This is a genomic window from Metallococcus carri (assembly GCF_011440275.1).
GTDB classification, from domain to species: domain Bacteria; phylum Actinomycetota; class Actinomycetes; order Actinomycetales; family Dermatophilaceae; genus Metallococcus; species Metallococcus carri.
The window spans coordinates 41,020-65,609 of sequence record NZ_JAAOIV010000002.1 but is presented as its reverse complement, the minus strand read 5'-3'; the positions used below and the strand labels follow the sequence as shown (position 1 = coordinate 65,609).

Sequence of the window (24,590 nt, the reverse complement as noted above, 5' to 3'; positions counted from 1 at the left end):
TTCAGAGTCGCCTCGACCGGGCGGTCCGGTGGCCTGAGAGGTTGCGGGGAGGCTTGCCCCTTCGGCGCCGCACCGAGGTGGTGCGGACTCTCCCGTCCGGTGTCGAAAGCTGGAGACAAATCTAACACCGCCCTGGTGGAAACCGAGGCGGTGTCAGAACGTATGGCGGTCGGGCGAACAGGAATCCGCCCGGCGACGATCAAGCGAGAGCGCTGTCGAGCCTGCGAGAAGGACCGGAGCCCGCCCGGCGACGATCAAGCGAGAGCGCTGCCGAGCGTGCGAGGCTGCGCCGAGCGCTGAGGAGCTGGGCGAAAAGGAATCCGCCGGGCGACGATCAAGCGAACGAACGCCCGAGCGTGCGAGGGCGATCGGAGCGTTGAGGAGATCGGTGAGAAGGAATTATCCCGCGTTGCGGCGGGAGCGGCGGGCGTGCAGCTCGTCGCCGGGGTGCGGTGCGGGCTCTTCGTCGGTGGCGCGCTCGCTGGGCAGCTCGGACAGCGTGCCTTCGACCTCGCGCCAGACCGAACCGAGCGCGATGCCGAAGACGCCCTGGCCGCCGCGCATGAGGTCGATGACCTGGTCGTCGGAGGTGCATTCGTAGACGCTGGCACCATCGGACATCAAGGTGATGCCGGCCAGGTCGTCGACACCGTGGTCGCGCAGCGCGCCGACCGCGATGCGGATCTGCTGCAGCGAGACGCCGGTGTCGAGCAGGCGCTTGACGACCTTGAGCACGAGGATGTCGCGGAAGCTGTAGAGGCGGTGGTTGCCCGAGCCGCTGGGGTTGCGCACCGACGGCTCGACCAGACCGGTGCGGGCCCAGTAGTCGAGCTGGCGGTAGGTCACACCGGCCGCGCGGCAGGCCGCAGGTCCGCGGTAGCCCTCGGAGGAGGCGGCCTCCTCGTCGTGCCGCTGCTCACCGGCCGGCTGGGCCTCGAGCGGAGCGGGAGCCTGGGAGCCCGGGTGCTGCACGTCGGTGCGAGTGCCCACGACTACCTCCTGGGGAGCGTGCCCGCGGACGCGGGCGGAATGAGAACTGATCTGCCCTTGACGGTAGGCCCACCATCGGGCCGGGTCAACGACCACCGGCTGAGCGCGTCGGCGTGTCGCGCAACCCTCAAGGTCTTGTTGAGAGTGAGGGAACTCATCGTCCCTCACCGCTCGCGCCTGGGTCCTCGAAGTCGTCAGCGGAGACCTGGTCGAGGAATTCGCGGAACTTCTCGACCTCGTCCTCCTCCTCGACCGCGACGGCCACTCCGACCTCATCGAGGATCGAGTCGTCGATGAAGACCGGTGCACCGGCGCGCAACGCCAGGGCGATGGCGTCGGACGCGCGGGCGTCGACCCGCTGGCTGCCGAGCACGACCTCGGCATAGAACACGCCCTCGGTCATCCGCACGATGTCGACCCGCTCGACCGAGCTGCCGAGCTGACGGACCACGGTGAGCAAGAGGTCGTGGGTGAGCGGACGCGGCGGCGTGACTCCTTCGAGCACGTGCGCGATGGCCGTCGCCTCGGGAGCGCCGATCCAGATCGGCACATAACGGTCGCCGTCCGCCTCGCGGAGCAGAACGATCGGCTTGTTGGTGGGCATCTCGACCCGGACACCCATGACGTCGACGGCTTTCACGCCTCCAACGCTACCCCCGCGGCAGCCCCGCGCGAACCAGAGCTAGGTGCAGAGCCAGGCAGTGCTGGGCGACCTCGGCGGCGTCGGACCGGCTGGGCCCCAGCAACAGCTGGTCAATCAGCCCGAGCTCGCGGTCGGCGGCCAGCCGGAAGGGCCGCAGATGGCGAGCCTGCACGCCATACGACAGCAGGGTCGCGGCGGCGTGCGCGACCTGCAGGTCCGCGCCGTCGAAGTGCCCCTTAGCGTCGGGCCGGATGAGCGCGAAGTCGACCAGATCCTGGACGGCGTCGGCGTCCAGGCCGGTGGCGGTGGACAACTCCGTCGCGGTGAGCCGCAGATCCTCGACCGGAGCGGCGACCTCCTGCTCTGAGGGCGTGCCGTCGACCACCGCCGGAGCAGGCACGACCGGCCGGCCGCCACCCTCCTCGGGCTGCAGGCCGCGGTCGTAGGCGTCGAGCGCCTCGCGGATCACCTTGAGCGGCCAGAACCGGTCGCGCTGGGCGCGCAGCACGAAGCGCAACCGGTCGACATCCTCGGGACGGTATTTGCGGTAGCCGGAGCTGGTGCGCTGCGGCGACACCACACCTTGGGCGTCCAGGAAACGCACCTTGGACACCGACAGGTCGGGAAACTCCTCGCGCAACTGGGCGAGGACCGCCCCGATGCTCAGGCCAGGTTCTGCGGCCGACACGTGGCCGCGATCTAGGAGGCGGCCGACGCGCCGTAGTAGACCAGGCGGAACTTGCCGACCTGGACCTCGTCGCCGGTCTGCAGTTCGCGGTGGTCAGTGACCTCGCCGTTGACATAGGTGCCGTTGAGCGAGCCGACATCCTGGACGGCATACCCGCGCTCGCCACGGCGGAAGAGCGCGTGCCGGCGCGAGACGGTCACGTCGTCGAGGAAGATGTCGCTGTCGGGGTGGCGGCCGGTGCTCACCTCGGCGTCGTCGAGCAGGAAGCGGGCGCCGGCGTTAGGCCCGCGCATCGCGATGAGCAGCGCGGTGCCCGGGCGCAGAGCATCGACCATCGCTTGGTCGGCGCTGGTGAGGCGCTGCTCCCCGACGAACTCCTGCTGGCGCTGGACCTCGCCCACGTCGAACTGGGCGGTGCTGTCCTGCTGGGAGTAGTCGCGAAACTCCGGTGACTGCTGATCAGACATGTCGTCCATTCTCGCTGGCGGGCTGAGGGCTGTCAGCCCAAGGAAGCGGTGTAGGTGTCGCGGTCCTGCAAGGCGTCGACCGCGGCGGGGTCGGCGAGCTTCAGCTCATACATCCAGCCCTCGCCGTAGGGGTCGCTGTTAACCAGCTCCGGGGTCGCGTCCAGGGCCTCGTTGACTGCGGTGACCTCACCATCGAGCGGCGCGTAGAGGTCGCTGACCGACTTGGTCGACTCGACCTCGCCACAGCTGTCGCCCGCCGTCAGGGCGTCGCCGACCGACGGCAGGCTCACGTAGACGACGTCGCCGAGAGCGTCCTGGGCGTAGGCGGTGATGCCGACCCGCACTGCACCGTCACCGTTCGTGCGCACCCACTCGTGGTCGGCGGTGTAGCGCAGGTCGGCCGGGTACTCGAGGTCGCTCATGATGCTCCTGTGACTCGTGCGGGCCGCCGGAGATCTAGCCGGCTGCTTTGTCCGGCTGAGCGTAACGAGGCTGCGAGGACGCCCGCAACGCGGTCACCTGGATCACATTGGCGGAGGTGATGGTGGCGGTGGAACCCAACTGCCGCAACGATTCCACCACGCCACCGGGAATCGCCATCGCCGTCGACATGGTGTGTGAATCGCCGATCGCCTTCACGACATACGGCGGCTTGAGCGTCGTGCCGTCGACGATCAGCGTGTTCTGGTCGGACAGCGCGAACCACGTGCTCGCGACCACCCGCACCGGACCGATCTGGATCGCCTCGGCGCCGGCGTCGCGCAATTCCTCGACCGCGTCCAGGATGTTGGAGGAGGCGACCGACTTTTGCGGGTCGGTGATCGTCATCGTGATGCCGGGGCCCTGCACCGGGATCGTCCCGGCGAGGATCTGCAGGGTCGTCAGCCGATCCTGGGCGGCCTTGAGCGCGGCCGCGTCGCCACCGGTCTTGAGCGAGTCGCGCAGCCGGGTGAGGGTGTCGATCTCGGTGTTGAGCTTGCCCGAGCGCGCGTTGACGCTGTCGAGCAGTGCGATCAGGTCGGCCTGGCTCATGCTGGCCAGCCCGGTGGTGTGTTGCTGCTGCACCTGCGTCATGACGCCGAAGCCGAGTGCGACGGCGAGCACGGTGGCGAGCAGGTTGGCCTTGGTGAGCCGCGGTCTGCCCATGCGGGCCAGCCGGGACCAGCCCTCGGTGCGGGTCTCGACCGGCGTCGCCTCCGTGCCGGCGGCCGCGACATCCTGCACGGCCGGCTCATGGTGTTCGGCGCGCGTGGTGGACTGCACCGGTTCGCTCGCGAGCCGGTCCGCGGGCTCGCGACGCGTCGGATCCGGTATGCCGGGGTGCTCGTCGGGCCCGGTCATGCGTGGAACAGGTGCCGGCGGATCGCCGCCACATTGCTGAAGATGCGCAGGCCGAGCACGACGACCACGCCGGTGGACAACTGGGTGCCGACGCCCAGCTGGTCGCCGAGGAAGACGATCAGGGAGGCGACGACGACATTCGACAGGAACGACACGACGAAGACCTTGTCGTCGAAGATGCCGTCGAGCACCGCGCGGACCGCGCCAAACACCGCATCGAGCGCCGCGATGATCGCGATCGGCAGATAGGCCTGCAGCCAGGTCGGCACATCCGGGTGCAGCAGCACGCCGACCACCACACCGATGATCAGGCCGAGGGCGGGAATCACGGGGCCTCCTTGGTCGGCTTGGCGTAGTTGAGCTCGATGCTGGGCAGCGCGGGCAGGCGCAGACTGGGCGCCGCGGTCATCGAGCGGCGGACCCCGAAGCCTTGCACCAGGCCGTCGAGATAGATCCCGCCGGTGCCCGAGCTGAACGACGACTGCAGGGTAGACGGTCCGACCACGCTGATCACATAAGGCGGGACGAGCGGCCGGAAGTTGACCAGGATCGCTTCGCCGGCGAACCGGATCGCGGTGGTGGCGCCGAGCCGCTGACCGTTGATGGCGATGGCCTCGGCCCCCGAATGCCACAAGCCGTTGACCACGACCTGCAGGTCCGAGGAGGTCACCCGCCCCTGCGAGGAGGTCGAGGTGCGCGGGTCGCCCTGGCCGTCGGTGCTCGAGGAGGGGGCGTCGTCGATGGTGAGTTGCCAGCCCGGGCCGGTGACGGCACCAGCCCCGGTCTCGGTCTCCAGCGTGGTGATCCGCTGCGGCAGGTCCGAGCCGGTGAGCGCGGCATTCTGCCGGGCGTCGATCTCCTTGCGCAGACCGGTGATCGTGCGGGTGTTCTTGTCGATCGTGGCCTGCCCAGCCTCCACCCGGCTGATGATCGCGTCGTGGTCCTTCTGCGCCTGGTTCTTCGGCACCCGCAGCGCCGTCGCGGCGACGGCGAGCGCGAACCCGATCAGCAGCGTCGTCACCACCAGCAGGGGTGAGTGCAGGCTGCCGCCGGTCGCCTTGCCCTGCGCGCGCTTGCGTCGGGCGACATCCTCGTATGACGGGTCGAGCGGGTTGCGCATCAACTCGGTGATGAGCGACATCGAGGCGGCCGGGTCGCGGGCGGGGCGCGTCGTCATACCGCCGCCCGCACCGATCGCACCATGCCGCGCACCTGGGCGGCATACATGATCCCGGCGACCCAGTAGAGCGCGGTCCCCCACCACACGAACGCCCAGCCGAGCGGCTGGGCGACCGCGCCGACCGCTCCGGGCTGTTGGCCGAGCAGCACGAGCGGGAAGGCGTAGATGAGGTTGAAGGTGGCGGCCTTGCCGACGAAGTGCACCGGCGGCAGCGGCAACCGGTTGCTGCGCAGCACCGGGCCGAGCGCGGCGACGAAGGCTTCGCGCGCCACGAGCAGCCCGACCAGCCACCACGGGATGATCGCGCGGATCGCGAGCGCCACGATGGTGGCGAGGATGTAGAGCCGGTCGGCGGCCGGGTCGAGCAACTGGCCCAGGCGCGAGGTCTGGCCGAGCGCGCGCGCCAGCTTGCCGTCCAGATAGTCGGTGACGCCGGCCAGGAAGAGCACCAGCAGCGCCCACAGGTCGTGGTGGGCGAGGATCAGCCAGAAGAAGATCGGCACCCCGACCAGGCGCAGCACGGACAGCAGGTTGGGAATCGTCCACACCGCGTCGGACACGGCCTCCTGCTGCTCCACGGCGGTCAGCCTAATGCCGCGAGCACGCGGCTCACCCCGGCGGGCGGCCGGTCAGGCTCCGAGCGTGACCCGGCCCTCGTGGGAGCACAGCGTGACCCGGTCGCCACGCGCGAAGGCGGCCAAGGTGATGCCGAGGTCGTCGGCGGCTTGCACCGCGAGCGCCGAGGGAGCGGAAACCGTCACGACCGTGCCGATGCCCGCCATCGCGGCCTTCTGGACGATGTCGAAGGAGGCGCGGGAGCTCACCGTCAAGGTGAGGTTGACCCTGTTGACGCCCTGGAGCAGGCTCCAGCCGATGACCTTGTCCACCGCGTTGTGCCGGCCGATGTCCTCGCGCACCACGAGCGGCTCGCCGTTGGCGGTGAACAGGCCGGCGGCGTGGGTGCCGCCGGTGCGGTCGAAGGCCTTCTGCTGCGCGCGCAACTGCTCCGGCAGGCTCGCCAGGGTGCGCGCATCGAGCGTGGGCAGATGGGCGGAGTCGACCTGCGGGCCGGCCGCCTGGACCGCGTCGATGCTGGCTTTGCCGCACAGTCCGCAGCCGCCGTGCATCACCAGCGTGCGGTGGGCGTTGACCGGCATCGGCCGCTCCCCCTCGCGCAGCGTCACCTCCAGCACGTTGAGCGTCTCGGTGTCGGCGCAGTAGCGCGCGAGCAGCACGTCCTCACGGCAGGTGATCAGGCCCTCGCCGAGCAGCAGCCCGTGGACGAGTTCGATGTCGTCACCCGGCAACCGCATCGTCACCGTGAGCGTCTCACCGCCGACCCGCACTTCCAGTGGCTCTTCGACCGCGAGGTCCTCGGCCCGGGTGTGCGTGGTCGCCTGGCCGTGGTCGTCGAACCGGACCGCGGTCAGCCGTCGCCTGTGGATACGCCGGCCCATCAGCGCGGCTCACCGGTTACGGTGACGACACAGCGGCGGGCGGGGAGGCTCGTCATACTGCAGAAGCCTAGGACGGCTGGCAGCGAAAGGGGCAGGCGCGGTGACCAAGCTGGATACCGAATCGATCGCCATCGGGGTGGGCCTGCTCATCCTGGCGATCCTCGTCGTCAGTGTGCTCGCCCGGCGCCGGCGCGATCAGGAGTATGTCGGCCTCACCCCCGGTCTCGAGCCGGTCGACCCGAGGTCGGCGTCGGTGCGCCGGGTGCGCGGTGGCGTGGAGTGGAAGGGTCAGGTCGCTCCGCAGTTCTCTCCGCCGCGAGGCATGGGTCCGGCGGTGGCGGGCACGATCATCGACGGCAGCGTCGACTCGCGCGACCTGGCCGCGATGCTCGTCGACCTGTCGCTGCGGGGCTGGTACCGGCTGCAGCACATCGGACCGCCGGGCAAGGGCAAGGGTGACTGGGTCTTCCACCAGGCTGCGCAGCCACCGTCCGGTGACCGGCTGAGCCCGGCGGAGCAGCGGATGCTGAGTGCGATCTTCGCCGGCGGTCCGCAGGTCAGCCTCGCCGGGTTGCGGCCACACCTGAAGATCAAGCTGCGCGAGGTGCAGATCGACCTGTATCGGGAGATGATCCAGCGGGGCTGGTATCGCGATCACCCGCGCTCGCGCAACGGCATACCGGCACTGATCGGCGTGCTGTTGATCCCCGGCGCCGCCGTGCTCGCCTGGGTCGCCTACACGCTGCAACGCGACCAGGGCGCGGTCTACGCGTGGGCGTTGCCGGCCGGGGCGCTGGCCGCGGCGATCGTGCTGATCACCTTCGGACGGGGTCGCACGCCGCGCACCGCCTCCGGCACGGCGGCGCGGATCCAGGTCCTGGGCTTTCGCGAATATCTCGCCACCGCCGAAGCCGACCAGATCAAGTTCGAAGAGGCTGCCAACCTCCTGCCGCGTTATTTGCCCTTCGCGCTCGCCTTCGGCCTGGCCGACCGCTGGGCCAAGCTCGTGCGTGATGTGCAGCGCGACGCCCAGCTCGCCGGGTATGGCGATCTCACCAGCGGCTGGGACAGCATGCCGGACCTGTTCCTGTTCACCGATTTCGCGAGCGACGCCACCTCGCTGTTCGTCGACGGCGCCGGCTGCATCGACGGATGCGACGGCTGCGACGGGCTGGACGGATGCGACGGATGCGACGGATGCGATGGTCTGGACGGCTGCGGCGGCTGTGACTGGTGAGCGGCTAGGCCCAACCGAAAAAGGACACAAGGCGGGCCCCGGGCCCTCCTTACGCATGTAGGGATCTCTCCACCGCCGGGAGAGGAGTGCCGCCCACGCGATGCCACTTCCGAGCCAATGACTCCTCCGACGCTGGTTGCGTCATGCCGGACTGCAGACCCGACGTCGGTCGGCAGTCCACTTGTAAACGCAGGCGCTCACACGTCTGAGCGCCTGTCAGCGCACCGACCTACGATTCATGAATGGGGTAACCCACGTCGGGGAGCCTCAAACAGCCGAGGGTCTTGCCTCGCTCCCTCGGGAGATCCGGTCAGAACACTGACCTGCGCGATTGGACGAAACACCGATGACACACACGGGCGATGACGAAGATCTGAAATTGCCGAAACCGGTTCCTTACCCGAACTATGCCGTCCGCCTCACGGCCCGCTCGCACGAAGGGCTGCCAAGACTGCCCGGTGGGCTCGGTGACCACCTGACGGCTGTCAGCGCCGCTACTAGCGGAATCGCCGCCATCGTCTCTTCGTCAAGGTTCAACGTCGACCTCAAGGACCACATGACCGCCAGCAGCGCCCTGGCGACAACACTCGCACCCCCAAGCCCCCTCTCCACGCTGCTGCGCCAAACCGCCCTCGCCCACGGCATCCCCAAAGGGCTGGCCGGCTACCAGAAGTTCGCCCTCGGCCTCCAGAACCACATGACCGCCAGCAGCGCCCTGGCGACAACACTCGCACCCCCAAGCCCCCTCTCCACGCTGCTGCGCCAAACCGCCCTCGCCCACGGCATCCCCAAAGGGCTGGCCGGCTACCAGAAGTTCGCCCTCGGCCTCCAGAGCCACATGACCGCCCTCGGCCTCCAGAACCACATGACCGCCGGCGGCGCTCTCACCAGCCGAATCGTCGCCGAACGGATGAGCCTCCCGCGCGGGCTGACTGAGCGCCTCACCTCGGATTTGAGTGCGGGCGGCCTCGGGGGGGTATCTCCGAGCCGCGGCCGAGGCACGCGGATCGTCGAGCATTCTGGGCGCTCGACTGGAGAACGGTCGTCTGAGCGAAGCAGAGTTTCGCGACGGACTTAGTGCGCTCTGCGAGGAGCACCACCTCGAACCCACTCCTGAGGTCCAGACCAGCGCGGCGGCCCTCTTGGATGACCAATTGCGAACTGGTGGTCCCGATCTCGCTGTGCGGGGAACGTCTTCAATTACGTCAGTCGCGGCGACCTCGCTGTCGACGCTGCTGGTCGCCGCGCTTGCCTTCTTTGCCCAGGAATACCTCCTCGCCTGCGCCGTCTGGCTAGCAGAAGAGCTCGTCTTCCTCGTCAGGCTCGCCATTGAACTAGTTCGCGAGCGGCCTTGAAAGACCCCACACCAAACCGCGCACGCGATCCGCGCATCCCCACGCTGACCTCTGTAATAAATCTTCGAACGCTGGTGTGGGCCGAAGTCGCGTTGGGCGGCGTCGGCCTCCCGATCGTTGTCAGGAGTCTGCCCGCTAGTTCGGAGGGGATGGCCCTAGGCCTCCTAGCCGTGTGGTCAGCGGCTGTTCTCAACGCCACTCGACTCAATGACCTCGTCAAAACCCACGCGTGCTCCGACGAAGCAGATCTGGCCGACGCATGGCTCGAGGTTTACGGGCGATGCTTCGCGCTGGCGGTGATGCCGATCCTCGCTTATGGGTTCGGCTTCGTATCAGCGCAATTGCTGGGCGCGCACAATTCATCGCAATCCTTCTCAGCAGTCCTCGCCCTGGTCGGATTTGCTGCAGTTGCCGACTTGTTGGGTTCCCAGTACCGACCCCACCAGACTCTGCTGAACGCCGGAGAGGTGCCTAAGCGGTGGAGTCGCCACTGGGCACTGTGGGGCAGCAGCACCGCGCTCCTTGTCGTTGGAGTTCTGGTCGCCGGTCTCGCTCCTTAATCGTTTGGGCAACTACCGATCAGGCTGCGGCATGGTTACCTGTGAAGATGAAAATCTTAGTAGTCGTCCTGTATCTGATGGCTCTATGCGCTCAACTCCCAGCTGTGCTCGCATCATTCACGCCAGCTGTTCGCGAGGCTCCTAAGGCTCCCGGGCTCTTCGAGATGTCTACCGAGCTTCGCGGAGGGCCCGGGAAGACCTGGCGCACCAGGGGTTCATTGCTCGGCCTACTCGTCGCCACCCTCGCCTCGCTTCTCTCCCTCTGGGTTTAGTTAGCCGTGCGGTGGCGTGTGAGTCGCACAGTTCTTCCGTGCATCGACACTGAGAACACCGGTGGGTTCGGCCACGCACGCCAGGCCGATCCCTGTGAACGCGCCCTCTCGTCACTTGCCCTCGCCGTTGCGGCGAGTCACACCCAGCCGCGGCGCCGGAAGGCCCAGTAGAGGCCGGCCGACCCTGCGACGATGAGGAGCACGCTCGCCCAGAAACCCCAGGTCTGGGAGAAGCCCGGATAGGGCACGTTCTGCCCGAACCACCCGGTGATCGCGGTCGGGACGGCGATGATCGCGGCCCAGGCGGCGAGCTGGCGCATGATCATGTTGAGCCGCGCGTCCTGCAGCGACAGATTGGTCTCGAAGATCGAGGAGACCAGATCCCGCAGCGAGTCGGTCCACTCCCCCGCGCGCAGCACATGGTCGTAGAGGTCGTCGAACCAGGGGTCCAGATCCGGGTCGGTGCGGCCGCCGTGGCGGACCAGCGCGTTGACGACCTCTCGCATCGGCAGCACCACCCGCCGCAAGGACACCAGGTCGCGGCGCAAGCCGTAGATCTCACGCAGGAAGTCCGGCCCGGTGCGCTCGCGCTCGAAGAGCACGTCGTCGAGGGCTTCGACCCGGTCATCGAAGGTCTGAATGGTCTCGAAGTGGCCGTCGACGACCGAGTCCATCAACCCGTGCACCAGCGCTCGTGGACCGTGCGCCAGCAGGTCGGCGTTCTCCTCCCAGGTGCGCAGCGCCGCTTCGATCGGGAAATCCGCCTGCCGGACGGTGACCATGCCCTGCGGCAGGACGAATCCGGAGATTCGCCGCATCCGCAGTTCGCCGTCGACCACCGTGGCGGAATAGGTGGTGAAGAACAGGTGGGTGCCGCGCCGGGTGACCTTGGGCCGCTCGTGCGGCGCGGTGATGTCCTCGATCTCGGTCGGAGCCAATTGGAAGGCCTCGGCGATCCAGGCGAATTCCTCAGCGGTGGCCTCGACCAGGTCGAGCCAGACCAGGTGGTCGGGGTCGCGCAACGCGTCGAGGATCTTGTCCCGGGCTACCTCGGTGCCGATCAGCTTGCCGTTCTTCCACACCCGGCAGTGCATTCGTTCGCTGTCCACGGGGACATCGTGCCGGTAGAACTGTCGGGTGCACACACAGCCCAGTGACCGGATGGCCCGAGGGTTCGTCATCGGCGGCATCCTCGGGCTGGTGGTGAGCCTGGCGGTCGGGGCGCGCTTCGCACCGCTGATGAACCTCGACGCCCAATCGGTGCGGTGGGCGACCGATCAGGTCCGGCCGCATCCGGCGGTGCGGGACTTCCTGCTGCTGGTGCAAACGCTCGCCCACCCGGTCATGCTCTATCTGCTGGCGGCGCTCGCCGTGCTCGCCGCCGCGCTGCGGCACTCCGGTCTGCGGCTCCGGGCGGCGTGGGCGGCCGGCACGCTGCCAGCCTGCTGGATCCTCGCCGGACTCTCCAAGCTCGTGTTGCGCCGGCCACGACCAGAGCTCGCCGAACCCATCACCCGCCTCCACGGCTACGCCTTCCCCTCCGGGCACGCGATGAATGCCGCCGTCGTCGTGAGCGTCCTGTGGCTGGTCTTCGCCCCGGTGGCGGGCCCAGCCGGTCGCCGGCTCGCGGTCATCGCCACGGTGGCCTTTCTTGCTCTGGTGGCGGCCGATCGGGTATTGCTCGGTGCGCATTACCCCAGTGATGTGGTGGGCGGTCTCCTGCTCGGCACCGGCCTGGTCGGCCTGTCCTGGCTGGTCGCGGTGCGCCTCGTGCGCGGCCGCAACCGCCCAGAGCGCACGGCATACCTGAGTCGTGGGAAATAGGTCCTAGAATCCCTCGTTATGCCTTCCCGCTCACTGGTCCGCACCAAGGACGTTGACACCGTCCTCCGGCAAAACGACGAAGGATCCGACGGCGGGCACCACGCCCGGTTGAGCAAACGACTGACCGCCTGGGACCTGATGGGCTTCGGGATCGGCATCGTCATCGGCACCGGGATCTTCACCCTCACCGGCATCGAGGCCAAGAACCACGCCGGCCCGGCGATCATCGTCTCGTTCGCCATCGCTGGCCTGGTGAGCCTGCTCGCCGCGCTGTGTTATGCCGAGCTCGCTGCCGCGGTGCCGACCGCGGGCTCGTCATACACCTATGCCTATACGACGATCGGTGAGATCTTCGCCTGGATCATCGCCTGGGACCTGGTGCTAGAGTTCGCGCTCGGCGCGGCGGTGGTCTCGCGCGGCTGGTCGGGTTATCTGCAGGAGGCGCTCAACCTGCCGACCACCTTCTTCGGTGAGAAGTCGACGGTCAACCTCGGCGCTATCGCGATCGCGCTGGTGCTCGGCATCGTCGCCGCGGTCGGCATCCGGGAGTCCAAGCTGGTCACCAACGCGCTGGTGATCATCAAGGTCTCGGTCTGTGTCTTCATCGTCGTGGTCGGCATCTTCTTTGTGAAGGCCGCCAACCTCAGCCCGTTCGTGCCGCCGTCGCAGCCGCCGGCCGAGAAGGCCTCCGGGCTGACCCAGCCGCTGTGGCAGTTCGTCAGCGGCGTGGAGCCCTCGTCCTTCGGTTTCGCCGGCATCCTCGTCGCCTCGGCGGTCGTCTTCTTCGCCTACAGCGGTTTCGAGGCGGTCGCCAACCTCGGCGAGGAGACCAAGGACCCGGCCAAGGACATGCCCCGCGGCCTCATCGGCACGCTGGTCATCTGCACCGTGCTCTATCTCGCGGTCTGTTTCGTGCTGACCGGCATGGTGAAGTACACCAACCTGTCCACCGGCGCACCGTTGTCGGACGCCTTCGACCAGGTGGGCATGGGCTGGGCCTCGATCCTCATCGGCATCGCCGCCGTCGCCGGCCTGAGCTCGGTGATCCTGGTCGACATCGTCGCGATGGGCCGCATCGGCTTCGCGCTCTGCCGCGACGGGTTGCTGCCGCCCTCGGTCGGCGCGGTGCACCCGAAGTTCCACACCCCGATGCGCATCACCCTGGCCACGACCGCGGTGGTCTGCCTGCTCGCCGGCTTCGTCCCGCTCGACGTGCTGGCCGAGATGGTCTCGATCGGCACGCTGTTCGCCTTCGTCGTGGTGTCGATCGCGGTCGCGGTGCTGCGGCGCACCAAGCCGCGGATGAAGCGACCGTTCCGCACGCCGCAGGTGCCGCTGCTGCCGATCATCTCCGCGCTGTCCTGTGTCGCGCTGATGGCGGCCTTGTCGGTGGAGACCTGGATCCGGTTCCTGGTCTGGCTGGTGATCGGCCTGCTGATCTATGCGTTCTACGGCTACCGCCACTCGCGCCTCGCGACCGGCACGGAACCGATCAGCGAATCCCAGGACTGACCTCACGAATCCGTCGGTGCCGGCGTCTACCCTGCGACTCAACGGAAAGGGGCAGGGGCCATGCCTGCACGACACGCGATCGTCGACTCGCCCGTCGGTCCGCTCACCATCGCCGCCGACGGCGAGGCGATCGTCGGCATCTGGTTCGAGCAGCACCGCTATCCAACGACCGCGGCGACCCTCGGCGCGCGGGTGAGCGCGGCCGACGATCCGGTGCTCGCGAAGGCGGCGGAGCAACTGCTCGCCTACCTGCGCGGCGAGCGCGACGATTTTGACCTGCCGGTGCGCACCTCAGGTTCGCCGCTGCAGGAACTCGTCTGGGCCCGGCTGCGGCGGATCCCGCGCGGCACGACCGTCACCTATGGCGAGATCGCCCGCGAGATCGGTGATGGTGCGATCGCGCAGGCCGTCGGACAGGCGGTCGGGCACAACCCGATCTCCATCGTCATCCCGTGCCACCGCGTCGTCGGCGCTGATGGCTCGCTGACCGGTTTCGCCGGTGGCCTCGATCGCAAGCGCCGCCTGCTCGAACTCGAGGGTGCGGTGGCGCCCGCGCTCTTCTAGTGCGGGCACCCTTCGAGCGAGCCGTCGAGCACCACGGGGCGACCGTGCTGCGCGTATGCCGGGCGGTGCTCGGCGGTGATCCTGAGGCCGAGGACGCCTGGTCGGAGACCTTCCTCGCGGCGCTGCGTGCCTGGCCGAGCCTGGCCGAGGACGCGAATGTCGAGGCCTGGCTGGTCACCATCGCCCACCGCAAGGCGCTCGACATCGTCCGCCGCCGCCGGACCCTGCCGATCGATCAGGTGCCAGCGTGCACCGTCGACCCGGACCCCGCGACCGCCCTCACCGTCTGGGAAGCCGTGCGGTCGCTGCCCGAGCGACAGCGCCTCGCGGTCGCCTACCACCACCTCGGCGGACTGCCGTATGCCGAGGTCGCCGCCCTCGTGGGCGGCTCACCCGAAGCGGCCCGCCGGGCGGCGGCGGACGGCATGAAGACCCTGCGCACCGTGCTGAAGGAGGACGAGTGATGCGCTTCGATGTGGACGACACCCGACTGGACGACCTGCGCGAGCGGCTCGCCGACTCGGCATACGCCGGTGGGGACCTGGACCTCGCCTATCGCACGGTCGACTCCCCCGTCGGCGAACTGCTGCTCGCCGCGACCGAGACGGGCGTGGTGCGCGTCGCCTTCGCCCGAGAGGATTTCGACGCCGTCCTGGCCCGGCTCGCCGATGCCGTGGGGTCGCGAATCCTGCTGTCCCGCAAGCGATTCGATCACGCTCAACGTGAGCTTGAGGAATACTTCGCCGGCTCGCGCTCGACCTTCGACCTGCCGCTCGACCGGCGACTGTCGCACGGCTTCCGTGGCGAGGTGCAGCGACAGCTGAGCTCGATCGGCTACGGCACCACCTCGTCATACGGCCGGCTCGCGCAGCAGCTCGGCCATCCGCGCGCGGCCCGGGCGGTGGGCTCGGCTTGCGCGACCAATCCGCTGCCGATCCTCGTGCCCTGTCACCGGGTGCTGCGCTCCGACGGCAGCATCGGGGAGTATGCCGGGGGCCAGGCCGCCAAGCGCGTCCTGCTGGAGCTCGAGGCGCGCGCGGGCTGACAAATCGCTGGCCGGTGCTCCCCTCGGCGTGGTGGAGTGACCGCATGTCCATCTCCCTGCACACTCCGACGGTCGAGGACCTGGCCACCGTCATCACCGCCGTCGCCGAATGGCAGATCGAAGGCGGCCCGGTGCAGCTCCACCCGGGTGACATCGGCTGGAACCAGCGCGACGGCGCGGAAGCGATTGCAGCGGCCCTGCGCACCTGGACCCGCGACGGTCGCATCGTCGCCGTCGCGATGACCGACGGGGACGTCGCGCGGATCGCGGCCGCTCCCGACCTCTGGGAGGACGACGACCTCGCCGCGGCGATGACCGCCGACCTGGCCGATCCCGACCGTGGCGTGCTCACCGCGGGTGGGGGCGCCGTCGAGGCCCGCTTCGGCGGCGCACTCTCGCGCCACCTGACCGAGGCCGGCTGGACCGAGGACGAGCCGTGGACGCCGCTGCACCGCAGCCTCGCCGCCCCGGTCGAGGACAGCGGCCTGCGGATCGAGATCGTCGGGCCGGACGATGCGCAGCTGCGAGTTGACGTGCACAAAGCGTCCTTCGACACCTCCACCTTCACCCTCGCCAAGTGGCGGGCGATGGCGGCCGGCCCGGCATACGCCGACGCCCGGTGCCTGCTCGGCTATGCGGGCGAGGACGCGGTCGCCGCGGCCACGGTCTGGTCCGCCGGAGAAGGTCGTCCCGGGCTGATCGAGCCGCTCGGCGGGCACCGGGACTTCCGCGGCAAGGGCTACGGCCGCGGCATCACCCACGCTGCGGCCGCCGCGCTGCGCGAGATGGGCGCCTCCAGCGTGACGGTCTGCACGCCCAGCGCGAACACCCGCGGCGTCGCCGCCTATGTGTCGGCCGGATTCACCCGGCTGCCTGACTGGCGCGACCTGCGTCGCCCCTAACGACCGGCTGAACCGCGCGTAGGGGACTCCACGCGACGGCCGAGGTCGTCTGGTGATTGTCAGGAACGCGGCGTGTCGTGCACGTTGCGGGCACCAATCCTCCGAGCGACGTCGCCGACCGTCGCGTGGGGTGAGAGGTGGTGGCGCGGTGCTTCGCCCTGGCTGGTCGGTGAGGCCTAGTGGTGTGTGCGCGTGGCCATCACCGAGGTGCGGCCGGCACGTTCCCCGGTGCCCGTCACTGCGTCCGTCGTCGACCTGTTCATGATCGACAGACGAGGTAGTGCTCAGCTGGCCGTTTGGTGGCGGGTCAGCATGTCGTGCACTGCTTCGCGGACAAGCTCAGACTGGCTGCGTCCGGTGGCCTCGGCGAGGCGCTTGAACGCGGCGTAGTCGGCCTCGCTGATCCGCCCGCGGACAGTCGGGGAGGAGCCGCGGGCGGTCTGGCCGACCTTGGGCCGGCCGGCCTGGCGCAGCATCTGGTCAAGTTCGGCCGTCGAGCCGTACTCGCGCTCCAGCAGCGCGCGTCCGTCGGCCGCGACCGGGTCGCTGGCCACACCGCCGCTGACGATGGCGTGCTCCGGGTCCTGCAGCCGCTCGGCCAGCGCCGCCAACTGCTCGTCGGTCGCCTCGGTCTTCTGCTTCTTAGTCATGGGGGTTCTCCTCTCGGTGGCGTCGGAACTTCGGCCCGAGGGGCATAGCGTGGAAGATCCGCGCCGGTCTACCGTCGCTATACACGTTCACCAGGACCTCGATCTCATCCTCGGGCAGTGCCTGTGCGTGCCGTGGGCCGATGAACAGCCACACCTCGCCGTCGTCGATGCTCTCTTGCGGCAAGTGGTCGACGTAGGTCCGGTGCGCGATCGCGTAAGCCTGATCTGGCCGGGCTACCCCATGCTTGTCGCTGGAGGCCGTCCACTTCGGCGTCATGCATCGATGTTCCACTGTAGCACGCATTGTGTAACCGGAAATGAGTAGCGCGTTCCACACCTGGCCTGCCGCTTGATCCGTTCTCGGGCTCGGCTGCGGGCCCCCTGCTCAGCGACGTCGCCAGACAGAGACGTGCGATTGGGAGTCAGCGGTGAACGGCTGCCGGTGCCAGTCGGCATACCGCGCCTCGAGCTCCATCCCGGCGAGTTGCGCCATCAGGTCGCACTCGGCCGGCCAGATGTAGCGGAACCGGCCAACCCCGTGCCGCACCGAGCCGTCCGGCTCGGTCCAGTAGTGCTGCGAGGTCGACTGCTGGGTGACCAGGTCGTAGGTGTCGAAGACCAGGTGTTCGTCGGTGGCCGTCATCGGCACCGCGTGCTGCCCGGGTGGCATCCGCCGGATCGGCGGCACCCACAGCTCGATCACGAAGCGGCCTCCGGGGCGCAGATGCCGAGCGGCATTGCGGAAGCACCCCACCTGCTCGGACTGGGTGCGCAGGTTGGAGATCGAGTTCCACACCAGATAGACCAGGCTGAAGTCGCCCTCGACCCGCGTCGTCGCCATGTCGCCGACCGTGACCGGGACGCGGTCGGCGTCCGCGCGGCGTCGCAGCTGGTCGACCATCGGCTGGGACAACTCGATTCCGGTGACCTGAATCCCCCTGTCCCGCAACGGTATGCCGACTCGTCCGGTCCCGATCGCGAACTCCAGTGCCGGGCCGTGCCCGGCGAGCTCCGCGAGGACGTCGACCGCCGGGTCGAGGACACTCGGGTCGAACATCTCCGCCGAGGTCTCGTCATACCGCCTGGCCGTGTCCTCGTCCCACAGGTCGCTGGTCGTCATGCCGCCAGCCTCGCGGGCCGCCGCATCGCGGTCCACCGCATTCCGCCGGGTCGCGCCACGCTGGCGCCACCGACGGGGCAGGATCGGCTCATGAGCGAACCGATCGTCACAATCTCCTCCGGTCAGTTGCGCGGCAAGCGCACCGAGCATGGTGTCGCCTTCCTCGGTGTGCCGTATGCCGAGCCTGCCGTCGGCGCAGCGCGATTCGCTGCCGCGCAGCCACGCCAGCCCTGGGACGGGGTGCGGGACGCGACCGAGCACGGCCCGACCTCGCTGCAAGGCCCCTACCCGGCAGGGATGGATCGGTTGCTGCCCAACGCGATCGACCCCGGCGACGACTACCTCAATGTCGCGGTGTGGACCCCGGACCCGGGCGCGCAGGGGCTGCCGGTGGTGGTGTGGATCCACGGCGGAGCCTTCGTGCGCGGCGCGAACTCGATCGCGACCTACGACGGCGACGCCTTCGCCCGCGACGGCGTCGTGCTGGTCGGCATCAACTACCGCCTCGGCGTGCCGGGCTTCCCGGTGCTGCCGGACGCGCCGACCAACCTCGGCATCCGCGACCAGATCGCCGCGCTGGAGTGGGTGCGCGACAACATCGCCGCCTTCGGCGGCGACCCCGGCAAGGTCACGATCATGGGCGAATCCGCGGGCGGGATGAGCGTCGCGACGCTGATGGCGACGCCGCAGGCGCGCGGGCTCTTCCACCGCGCGATCATCCAAAGCGGCGGCGGGGTCTCTGCGGGCGCGCCGGACGACCTGGGCAAGGTCACCGCCGAAGTCGCCCGGGTGCTCGGTGTCCAGCCGACGGCTGCGGCTCTGGGCGCGGTCGAGCCCGACCGGCTGCTGCAGGCGCAGACCGAGGTGTCGCTCGCGATGATCCTCGACCCCGACCCGGCCCGCTGGGGCGCGACGACGATCACCGGTGGCTTCGGCATCATGCCCGTCTTCCCCGCGATCGATGGTGACCTGCTGAGCGGTGCCCCGGAGCGCCTGATCGGGTCCGGTTCGGCAGCGGGCATCCCGCTGCTGATCGGCTCGACCACCCAGGAGTTCAACCTGTGGAGCATCGGGCTGGGGATGGGTGCCCAGATCACCGAGGACACCCTGCGACCTGCCCTCGCCCGCTTCGGCGTGCCCGCCCAGGTCGTCGACGGGTATGCCGAGCGCCGCCCCGGCGCCGCTGCAGCCGACGTCTTCTCGGCCGTCGTCACCGACCTGCTCTTCACCCAGCCCACGCTGCGGCTGGCCCAGGGTCAGCTCGACCACGCACCGGTGCACCTCTACGAATTCGATTGGCGCACAACGGTGCAGGCGCTTGGCGCCTGTCACGCGCTCGAGCTGCCGTTCGTCTTCGACACCCTCGCCGCGGCCCGCGAGGGCATGGCGGGATCGGACGCACCCCACGAGCTCGCGACGCAGATGCACGCCGCCTGGGTGCGCTTCGCGACGGACGGCGAGCCGGGCTGGGCGGCATACGACACCGAGCGCCGGCCGGTGCAACGGTTCGGCGACGAGATCGCGACCGTAAACGACCCGCGGCGCGAGGACCGTCAGGCGTGGGCCGGCGAGCCCGGGTAGGCGATCGCAGCGCCGCTCACGCTCAGCGACACCCGTTCGCCCGGCTGCGGCACGTCCCAGGAGGGCACGTCGACGAGCAGTTCGGGCACACCGTCGGCGGCCAGAATGACGTGCTGGTGGTCGCCCTGATCCTCGATCCGGCTGACCGTCGCAGCGGCCGCTCCGGACGCCCGCACCAGCCGAACTTGACTGGGGCGCAACATGATCACCGCTTCACCGGGCTCGGTCGCGACGACCGGCAGGTCACCGAATGCGGTGTGGGCCGTGCTGCCGGACACCACTCCGGACAGCTCGATGGTCTCGCCGAGGAAGCGCGCGGTGTCGAGGTCGATCGCCTCGGTGTAGAGCTGGGTGGGCGCCCCGACCTGGCGGAAGCTGCCGCCGGACATCACCGCGACCTGATCGGCGAAGGACAATGCCTCGGCCTGATCGTGGGTGACCAGCACCGTCGTGATGCCGGCGTCGCGCAGCACCGCACCGATGCTCTCGCGGGTGCGCGCCCGCAACCCGGTGTCGAGCGCCGAGAAGGGCTCGTCGAGCAGCATCACCTTGGGCCGCAAGGCAATCGCTCGAGCGAGGGCGACGCGCTGCTGCTGTCCGCCGGAGAGTTCGTGCGGGCGCCGAGAGGCGAGCGCCGGGTCCAAGGACACGGCCTCGAGCAAGGAGGCGATCCGGCCGGGCGTACGGTCGCGGCGCGGCAGGCCGAAGCCGACATTGCCCTTGACCGTCAGGTGCGGGAAGAGCGCGCCGTCCTGGGCGACATAGCCGACCCCGCGCTTGTGCGGCGGCACGGTGGCCGCACCCGACACCTCGCGACCGTCGATCGTCACCGTGCCGGACGTCGGCGTCTCGAAGCCGGCGATGCAGCGCAGCAAGGTCGTCTTGCCGCAGCCGCTCGGTCCGACAACCGCGGCGACCGATCCAGCGGGCACGTCGAAGGAGACCCCGCGCAGGACCTGCTGTCCGGCGAGGGTCTTGGTCACGTCCTGAACGCTGAGCATCAACCGTCCTCTCGAGACTGACGGTAGAGCAGGTAGGTCATCGGCAACGACAGCACCACCAGCAGGAGGGCGTATGGCGCGGCCCCCGCGTAGTCCAGTTCATTGCTCAGCGACCAGAAGCGGGTGGCGAGAGTGTCGGTGCCGGTCGGCGCGAGCAGCAGGGTGGCCGACAGCTCACCGGCCGCGCCGAGGAAGGCCAGCGCGATCGAGCCCAGCAACGCCGGCGCCAGGATCGGGATGGTGACGCGGACCAGCGCCAGCCAGCGTGGGCACCCGAGCGACATGGCGATCTCCTCCAGCCGCCGTGGAGCCTGGGCCAGGCCAGCACGCACCGTCACGAGGGCGCGCGGCAGGAAGAGCACGGCATACGCGAAAACGAGCAAGGTGGAGGTCTGGTAGACCGCGGGCAGCAGATCGAGCGACAGCGTCACCAGGGCGAGGGCGACCACGATGCCGGGCAGCGAGGTCGCCACGAAGGTGGTGCCCTCCAGGGCCCGCGTCCAGCGGCCCGGACGCCGCACGGACAGCCAGGCGAGCGGCAGCGCGGCGACCGTGGTGAGCAGGCCAGCCAGCAGCGAGAAGCGCAGCGTCGTCCACACGATGGTCGGCAGCTCCGCGGTCCACTCCCCTCCGCGCGCGGTCAGCCAGGTGGTGAGGCTCCAGGCGGGCACGCCGAGGGCGGCGCCGAGCACCGCGAGGATCCCGAGTGCCACGGGTATGCCGCCCGCTCCGAGCCGCACCGGCCGGACCCGGGCTGCGGCGCCGCCGCCGATGCGCTCGTAGCGTTCGCGGCCGCGAGTGCCGGCCTCGAGGACGAGCAGCAGCAGGCAGAGCAGCACCAGCACCGCCGAGAGAGCGGCCGCTGCCGGGCCGGCGAAGGTTGTGCGGTATTGGTCGTAAATCGCGGTGGTGAAGGTGTCGAAGCGCACGAAGGCGAAGGCGCCGTATTCGGCGAGCAGGTGCACCGCGACGAGCAGCGCGCCACCGAGGGCCGGCAGCCGAAGTTGCGGCAGGACGACCCGCCATACGACCGCCGGGCCGGACAACCCGAGGGAGCGAGCCGACTCCTCGACCGCCGGGTCCAGGCGCCGCAGGGCGGCCAGCACGGGGATGTAGACGAAGGGGTAGTAGGACAACACCGAGATGAGCACCGCACCGCGCAACCCGCCGATGCCCGGCCAGACCGTCGCCCAGGCGTAGCTGTTGACGAATGCCGGCACCGCCAGGGGCGCCGCGAGCAGCGCGGCCGCCAACCCCCGCAGGGGCAGGCGCACCCGTTCAACGGCCAGCGCGGCGCCAATCCCGATGACGAGACACAGCGGCACCGCGACGCCGACGAGCTGGACGGTGTTGCCGAGCAGCTCGCGGACGCGCCCGCGGAAGATCAGCCGGGCCATCGCGCCCACGCCGGTCTGCTCGGTCGCCCGGGCGACGTAGACCAGCGGCAGCAGGCTGAGCGCCGCCACGCACAGCGACAGGACGACCGCCACCAGAGGTGGACGGCCGCCCTGTCGCGGCAGTGCAAGGGTCAGAGCAGACCCGCTTCCTGCATGAGGTTGACGACCTCCGGGCCGTTGAGCGTGGCCGGGTCGACCTTCGGAGCCTGCAACTCGGCGAGCGGGACGAGCTTGGCGTTGGGCGTGACCCCCGAGCCGACCGGGTACTCGAAGGACGTGCCGTTCTTCAGCACCTCCTGGCCGGCCTTGCTGGTGATGTACTTCACGAAGGCCTGAGCCGCGACCGGGTTCTTGCTGGACTTCAGCACGCCACCACCGGACACCGACACGAACGCGCCCGGGTCCTGCTTCTTGAAGTAGTAGGAGCCGACGTTGTTGCTGTTGGCGCCACCGTTCTTGGCCTGGTCGCCGAAGTAGTAGTAGTGGAAGATCACGCCGCCGTCGACCTGGCCGGCGTTGACCGCCTTGAGCACGCTGGTGTTGCCCTTGTAGGTCTTGACGTTGGTCTGCATCGCCTTCAGCCAGGCGAGCGTGGCGTCCTTGCCCTTGAGCTGCAGCATCGCACTCACGATCGCCTGGAAGTCCGCACCGGACGGCGAGGCGCCCCAGCGGCCCTTCCACTCCGGCTTGGCCAGGTCCATGATCGAGGCCGGCATCTGGTTCGGCTTCAGCTTGGACTTGTTGTAGACGAAGACCGTCGAGCGGGCGCCGATGCCGGTCCACATGCCGGTGCCCGGGCGGTAGTCCGCGGGCACCTGGGCGAGGGTGGCCGGGTCGATCTTGGCGAACAGCCCCTTGTTCTCCACCAGCGACATCGACGGCGAGTTCTCGGTGAGGAAGACGTCGGCGGGTGACTTGGCACCCTCGGCCACGATCTGGTTGGCCATCTCGGTGTCGTCGCCGTTGCGCATGACGACCTTGACGCCGGTGGCCTTGGTGAACCCGTCCACCCATTCCTTGGTCAGACCCTCGTGCTGGGCGTTGTAGACGGTGATGGTGCCGCTCGGCTTGGGGGCGGAGGACGACGCGCTCGAGCTCGAGGTGCTCGACCCGGTCGCCGAGTCGGAGCTCGAGCTCGAGCTTGAGCTCGAGGAGCTGCTTGCTCCGGTCGAACCGGTCGAGGAACCACCGGATCCGCAGGCGGCGAGGGCCGGCGCGAGGAGCAGGGCGAGGGCAAGTGAGCGGCGCGTGGGCACGGGATGAGTCCATTCGTCGGGAACAGCAAACGCGGGTGAGCCTAGGTTAGCCTTACCTTAGCTTGTCAAATCGGGCCGGTCCGCAGTTTGGTCAATCCAGTCCCAGCAGCCGAGCTCCGTTGTGCCACAGCACCTTTCGCATCCACTCATCGCCGAGGTCCAGCCGGGCCAGGGCCTGCAGTTGGTGCGCGTAGGGATAGGGGATGTTCGGGAAGTCGCTGCCGAGGACCACCTTGTCCCCCAGCGTGCCGAGCCGCCGGATGTATGCCGGGGGCAGCGGTGCGACCGCCTCGGTGAAGTCGGTCCCGTTCATCGTGGTGTCCAGATGCACCCGCTCGAAGCGCTCGGCGAGGTCGGCGAAGGCGTCGTACTCCGGCATACCGAGATGGGCGATGACCAGGGCGAGATCCGGGTGCCGCTGGAGCACCCGGGCGACCGGCGCGGGGCCGGTGAACTCGCCGGGCAGCGGCGCCGATCCGGCGTGCAGCACGACGGGGACGCGCGTGTCGGCGAGCAAGCCCCACGCGTCGTCGAGCAGCGGATCGTCCGGTGAGTAGCCGCCGACCTGGACGTGCATCTTGATCAGGCGCGCACCGGCTGCGAGGGCGTCGCCGAGGTAGTCCGCGACGCCGGGCTCGGGATAGAGCGTCGCGCACGGTATGACGTCCGGCTCGCGGGCGGCGAACTGCGCGCCCCACTCGTTGAGCCACCGCGCCATGCCGGGCTTGTGCGGATAGGTGAGCGCGGGAATGGCCTTCAGCCCGAACGACCGGACCAGCCGCAGTCGCTCCTGCTCGGGCAGCTCGTAGTGGATCGGCCAGGCGCGGCCGTAGTTGGCTTCGGCATCGGCGAAATAGGCCCACACCTTGCGCAGCATGGGTTCGGGCAGGAAGTGCACGTGGATATCGGCCAGCCCGGGCAGCCCGAGCGCGGCCACATAAGCAGGGATGTCGGCGTCGGTCACCGGGCCGGGCGTGGTCACGGCAGCATCCGTCCGACGACCTCGTGGTGCAGGGTGAACTCGCCGGCGGCGTGGTCGTCGACCCAGTGCCGCAGGGTGAGTTGCACGGTCTGGAAGGACAACTCCTCCCAGGGGATCTCCTCCGGCTGCACCCACCAGCACTCGATGGTCTCCGGCCCGGGGTCGACCTCGAGGGTGTCGGCCGTGGCACGGAAGAACAGGTGCACCTGGCCGGGCCGGACCGCATCGATCACGGTGAACAGCTCCCCCATCCGCGGGTTGACCCCGGCCTCCTCCCGCGTCTCGCGGGCGGCGCCTTCCACCACGCTCTCGTCGAGTTCGAGGAAGCCGGCGGGCAGCGTCCAGAAACCCTTGCGCGGCTCAATATTGCGGCGGCACAACAGGATTCGTAGCTCATCACCCTCGCCGTGCGTGGTGACGGTGCCGACCACATTGATCGGGTTGAGGTAGTCGATATAGCCGCAGGAGGGGCAGGTCGCGCGCTCGCGGTCCTCCATCGGCGGGATCGTCGTGGTCATCGCCGTCCCGCACAGGCGGCAGAACTTCACGTCGGGGCGAGGCATGAC

General features: G+C 69.4%; 28 protein-coding genes and 1 riboswitch. Of the genes, 9 read left to right on the top strand and 19 right to left on the bottom strand.

Features of this window, described 5'->3' with window-relative positions:
* Positions 1-11: 11 nt before the first annotated feature.
* A riboswitch (glycine riboswitch) is annotated at positions 12-105 on the bottom strand.
* A 294-nt stretch (positions 106-399) separates the two neighbouring features.
* The 10 genes from G9U51_RS02830 to fdhD form a co-directional block, all read right to left on the bottom strand.
* Complete coding sequence (locus G9U51_RS02830; protein WP_328823280.1) at positions 400-990, bottom strand: MerR family transcriptional regulator; 591 nt, start codon at positions 988-990, stop codon at positions 400-402.
* A gap of 154 nt (positions 991-1,144) precedes the next feature.
* Positions 1,145-1,630 (bottom strand): bifunctional nuclease family protein, encoded by a 486-nt coding sequence (locus G9U51_RS02825; protein ID WP_171715558.1) that lies wholly within the window; start codon positions 1,628-1,630, stop codon positions 1,145-1,147.
* 10 nt (positions 1,631-1,640) lie between these two features.
* Complete coding sequence (ftsR, locus tag G9U51_RS02820) at positions 1,641-2,321, bottom strand: transcriptional regulator FtsR (RefSeq protein ID WP_166192856.1); 681 nt, start codon at positions 2,319-2,321, stop codon at positions 1,641-1,643.
* A gap of 11 nt (positions 2,322-2,332) precedes the next feature.
* The gene (locus G9U51_RS02815) at positions 2,333-2,788 is read right to left on the bottom strand and encodes an FHA domain-containing protein (protein ID WP_166192853.1); all 456 of its coding nucleotides are present in this window, start codon (positions 2,786-2,788) and stop codon (positions 2,333-2,335) included.
* Positions 2,789-2,820: 32 nt separating this feature from the next.
* The gene (gcvH, locus tag G9U51_RS02810) at positions 2,821-3,210 is read right to left on the bottom strand and encodes a glycine cleavage system protein GcvH (protein WP_166192850.1); all 390 of its coding nucleotides are present in this window, start codon (positions 3,208-3,210) and stop codon (positions 2,821-2,823) included.
* A gap of 34 nt (positions 3,211-3,244) precedes the next feature.
* Positions 3,245-4,129: a DUF881 domain-containing protein gene (locus tag G9U51_RS02805; protein WP_166192847.1), complete on the bottom strand. Its 885-nt coding sequence runs from the start codon at positions 4,127-4,129 to the stop codon at positions 3,245-3,247.
* Positions 4,126-4,458, bottom strand: a complete 333-nt coding sequence (locus tag G9U51_RS02800) for a small basic family protein (protein WP_166192844.1) — start codon at positions 4,456-4,458, stop codon at positions 4,126-4,128. The genes G9U51_RS02805 and G9U51_RS02800 overlap by 4 nt, the downstream gene beginning before the upstream one ends.
* Entirely contained in the window at positions 4,455-5,306 is an 852-nt protein-coding gene (locus G9U51_RS02795) for a DUF881 domain-containing protein (protein ID WP_166192841.1), read from the bottom strand. Before G9U51_RS02795 ends, G9U51_RS02800 begins: the two co-directional genes overlap by 4 nt.
* Positions 5,303-5,887: a CDP-alcohol phosphatidyltransferase family protein gene (locus G9U51_RS02790; RefSeq protein WP_328823279.1), complete on the bottom strand. Its 585-nt coding sequence runs from the start codon at positions 5,885-5,887 to the stop codon at positions 5,303-5,305. The genes G9U51_RS02795 and G9U51_RS02790 overlap by 4 nt, the downstream gene beginning before the upstream one ends.
* Before the next feature lie 51 nt (positions 5,888-5,938).
* The gene (gene fdhD, locus G9U51_RS02785; RefSeq protein ID WP_166192838.1) at positions 5,939-6,766 is read right to left on the bottom strand and encodes a formate dehydrogenase accessory sulfurtransferase FdhD; all 828 of its coding nucleotides are present in this window, start codon (positions 6,764-6,766) and stop codon (positions 5,939-5,941) included.
* 100 nt (positions 6,767-6,866) lie between these two features.
* Here fdhD and G9U51_RS02780 point away from each other — a divergent pair, with 100 nt between their 5' ends.
* On the top strand, positions 6,867-8,003 hold the full coding sequence (locus G9U51_RS02780; protein WP_166192835.1) for a DUF2207 domain-containing protein: 1,137 nt from the start codon (positions 6,867-6,869) through the stop codon (positions 8,001-8,003).
* Between the two features lie 331 nt (positions 8,004-8,334).
* The gene (locus tag G9U51_RS02775) at positions 8,335-9,081 is read left to right on the top strand and encodes a hypothetical protein (protein WP_166192832.1); all 747 of its coding nucleotides are present in this window, start codon (positions 8,335-8,337) and stop codon (positions 9,079-9,081) included.
* A 1,246-nt stretch (positions 9,082-10,327) separates the two neighbouring features.
* On the opposite strand, the gene G9U51_RS02770 is transcribed toward G9U51_RS02775, so the two are convergent.
* Complete coding sequence (locus tag G9U51_RS02770) at positions 10,328-11,299, bottom strand: magnesium transporter CorA family protein (RefSeq protein ID WP_328823278.1); 972 nt, start codon at positions 11,297-11,299, stop codon at positions 10,328-10,330.
* Between the two features lie 28 nt (positions 11,300-11,327).
* Between G9U51_RS02770 and G9U51_RS02765 the strand changes: the two genes are divergently transcribed.
* Genes G9U51_RS02765 through G9U51_RS02740 form a run of 6 tightly spaced genes read left to right on the top strand, consistent with a single transcriptional unit; the run spans position 11,328 to position 16,037 of the window.
* Positions 11,328-12,014, top strand: coding sequence for a phosphatase PAP2 family protein (locus tag G9U51_RS02765; RefSeq protein ID WP_166192829.1), 687 nt, complete (start codon positions 11,328-11,330; stop codon positions 12,012-12,014).
* A gap of 18 nt (positions 12,015-12,032) precedes the next feature.
* A complete protein-coding gene (locus tag G9U51_RS02760) occupies positions 12,033-13,526 on the top strand; it encodes an APC family permease (RefSeq protein ID WP_166192826.1) in 1,494 nt (497 codons plus the stop codon).
* Between the two features lie 60 nt (positions 13,527-13,586).
* Positions 13,587-14,090, top strand: a complete 504-nt coding sequence (locus G9U51_RS02755) for a methylated-DNA--[protein]-cysteine S-methyltransferase (protein WP_166192823.1) — start codon at positions 13,587-13,589, stop codon at positions 14,088-14,090.
* Positions 14,090-14,554, top strand: a complete 465-nt coding sequence (locus tag G9U51_RS02750; protein WP_166192820.1) for an RNA polymerase sigma factor — start codon at positions 14,090-14,092, stop codon at positions 14,552-14,554. Before G9U51_RS02755 ends, G9U51_RS02750 begins: the two co-directional genes overlap by 1 nt.
* Positions 14,554-15,135 (top strand): methylated-DNA--[protein]-cysteine S-methyltransferase, encoded by a 582-nt coding sequence (locus G9U51_RS02745; protein ID WP_166192817.1) that lies wholly within the window; start codon positions 14,554-14,556, stop codon positions 15,133-15,135. Before G9U51_RS02750 ends, G9U51_RS02745 begins: the two co-directional genes overlap by 1 nt.
* 44 nt (positions 15,136-15,179) lie before the next feature.
* A complete protein-coding gene (locus G9U51_RS02740) occupies positions 15,180-16,037 on the top strand; it encodes a GNAT family N-acetyltransferase (protein ID WP_166192814.1) in 858 nt (285 codons plus the stop codon).
* Positions 16,038-16,321: 284 nt separating this feature from the next.
* Here G9U51_RS02740 and G9U51_RS02735 read toward each other — a convergent pair whose 3' ends face one another.
* The 3 genes from G9U51_RS02735 to G9U51_RS02725 form a co-directional block, all read right to left on the bottom strand.
* On the bottom strand, positions 16,322-16,687 hold the full coding sequence (locus G9U51_RS02735; RefSeq protein WP_166192811.1) for a ribbon-helix-helix protein, CopG family: 366 nt from the start codon (positions 16,685-16,687) through the stop codon (positions 16,322-16,324).
* Complete coding sequence (locus G9U51_RS02730) at positions 16,680-16,964, bottom strand: hypothetical protein (protein WP_166192808.1); 285 nt, start codon at positions 16,962-16,964, stop codon at positions 16,680-16,682. Before G9U51_RS02730 ends, G9U51_RS02735 begins: the two co-directional genes overlap by 8 nt.
* A 108-nt stretch (positions 16,965-17,072) precedes the next feature.
* Positions 17,073-17,807: a class I SAM-dependent DNA methyltransferase gene (locus tag G9U51_RS02725; protein WP_166192805.1), complete on the bottom strand. Its 735-nt coding sequence runs from the start codon at positions 17,805-17,807 to the stop codon at positions 17,073-17,075.
* A 90-nt stretch (positions 17,808-17,897) separates the two neighbouring features.
* Between G9U51_RS02725 and G9U51_RS02720 the strand changes: the two genes are divergently transcribed.
* Positions 17,898-19,388, top strand: coding sequence for a carboxylesterase/lipase family protein (locus G9U51_RS02720; RefSeq protein WP_166192802.1), 1,491 nt, complete (start codon positions 17,898-17,900; stop codon positions 19,386-19,388).
* Here G9U51_RS02720 and G9U51_RS02715 read toward each other — a convergent pair.
* The 5 genes from G9U51_RS02715 to G9U51_RS02695 all read right to left on the bottom strand — a co-directional run bounded on the left by G9U51_RS02715 (position 19,361) and on the right by G9U51_RS02695 (position 24,587).
* Entirely contained in the window at positions 19,361-20,371 is a 1,011-nt protein-coding gene (locus G9U51_RS02715; protein ID WP_328823277.1) for an ABC transporter ATP-binding protein, read from the bottom strand. The two genes, G9U51_RS02720 and G9U51_RS02715, sit on opposite strands and share 28 nt — an antisense overlap.
* Positions 20,372-20,388: 17 nt before the next feature.
* Positions 20,389-21,879 (bottom strand): ABC transporter permease, encoded by a 1,491-nt coding sequence (locus tag G9U51_RS02710; protein ID WP_328823276.1) that lies wholly within the window; start codon positions 21,877-21,879, stop codon positions 20,389-20,391.
* Positions 21,880-21,917: 38 nt separating this feature from the next.
* Positions 21,918-23,042, bottom strand: coding sequence for an iron ABC transporter substrate-binding protein (locus G9U51_RS02705; RefSeq protein ID WP_407941413.1), 1,125 nt, complete (start codon positions 23,040-23,042; stop codon positions 21,918-21,920).
* Positions 23,043-23,133: 91 nt separating this feature from the next.
* Positions 23,134-24,024: an amidohydrolase family protein gene (locus G9U51_RS02700; protein WP_166192796.1), complete on the bottom strand. Its 891-nt coding sequence runs from the start codon at positions 24,022-24,024 to the stop codon at positions 23,134-23,136.
* Positions 24,021-24,587, bottom strand: a complete 567-nt coding sequence (locus G9U51_RS02695) for an NUDIX hydrolase (protein WP_166192793.1) — start codon at positions 24,585-24,587, stop codon at positions 24,021-24,023. The genes G9U51_RS02700 and G9U51_RS02695 overlap by 4 nt, the downstream gene beginning before the upstream one ends.
* Between the last annotated feature and the right edge of the window lie 3 nt (positions 24,588-24,590).

Excerpts from the sequence above, each read along its gene's own strand:
- G9U51_RS02815 (WP_166192853.1), bottom strand. The coding sequence starts at position 2,788 with ATGTCTGATCAGCAGTCACCGGAGTTTCGCGACTACTCCCAGCAGGAC.
- gcvH (WP_166192850.1), bottom strand. The coding sequence starts at position 3,210 with ATGAGCGACCTCGAGTACCCGGCCGACCTGCGCTACACCGCCGACCAC.
- G9U51_RS02805 (WP_166192847.1), bottom strand. The coding sequence starts at position 4,129 with ATGACCGGGCCCGACGAGCACCCCGGCATACCGGATCCGACGCGTCGC.
- G9U51_RS02795 (WP_166192841.1), bottom strand. The coding sequence starts at position 5,306 with ATGACGACGCGCCCCGCCCGCGACCCGGCCGCCTCGATGTCGCTCATC.
- fdhD (WP_166192838.1), bottom strand. The coding sequence starts at position 6,766 with ATGGGCCGGCGTATCCACAGGCGACGGCTGACCGCGGTCCGGTTCGAC.
- G9U51_RS02760 (WP_166192826.1), top strand. The coding sequence starts at position 12,033 with ATGCCTTCCCGCTCACTGGTCCGCACCAAGGACGTTGACACCGTCCTC.
- G9U51_RS02755 (WP_166192823.1), top strand. The coding sequence starts at position 13,587 with ATGCCTGCACGACACGCGATCGTCGACTCGCCCGTCGGTCCGCTCACC.
- G9U51_RS02745 (WP_166192817.1), top strand. The coding sequence starts at position 14,554 with ATGCGCTTCGATGTGGACGACACCCGACTGGACGACCTGCGCGAGCGG.
- G9U51_RS02740 (WP_166192814.1), top strand. The coding sequence starts at position 15,180 with ATGTCCATCTCCCTGCACACTCCGACGGTCGAGGACCTGGCCACCGTC.
- G9U51_RS02735 (WP_166192811.1), bottom strand. The coding sequence starts at position 16,687 with ATGACTAAGAAGCAGAAGACCGAGGCGACCGACGAGCAGTTGGCGGCG.
- G9U51_RS02730 (WP_166192808.1), bottom strand. The coding sequence starts at position 16,964 with ATGACGCCGAAGTGGACGGCCTCCAGCGACAAGCATGGGGTAGCCCGG.
- G9U51_RS02725 (WP_166192805.1), bottom strand. The coding sequence starts at position 17,807 with ATGACGACCAGCGACCTGTGGGACGAGGACACGGCCAGGCGGTATGAC.
- G9U51_RS02720 (WP_166192802.1), top strand. The coding sequence starts at position 17,898 with ATGAGCGAACCGATCGTCACAATCTCCTCCGGTCAGTTGCGCGGCAAG.
- G9U51_RS02695 (WP_166192793.1), bottom strand. The coding sequence starts at position 24,587 with ATGCCTCGCCCCGACGTGAAGTTCTGCCGCCTGTGCGGGACGGCGATG.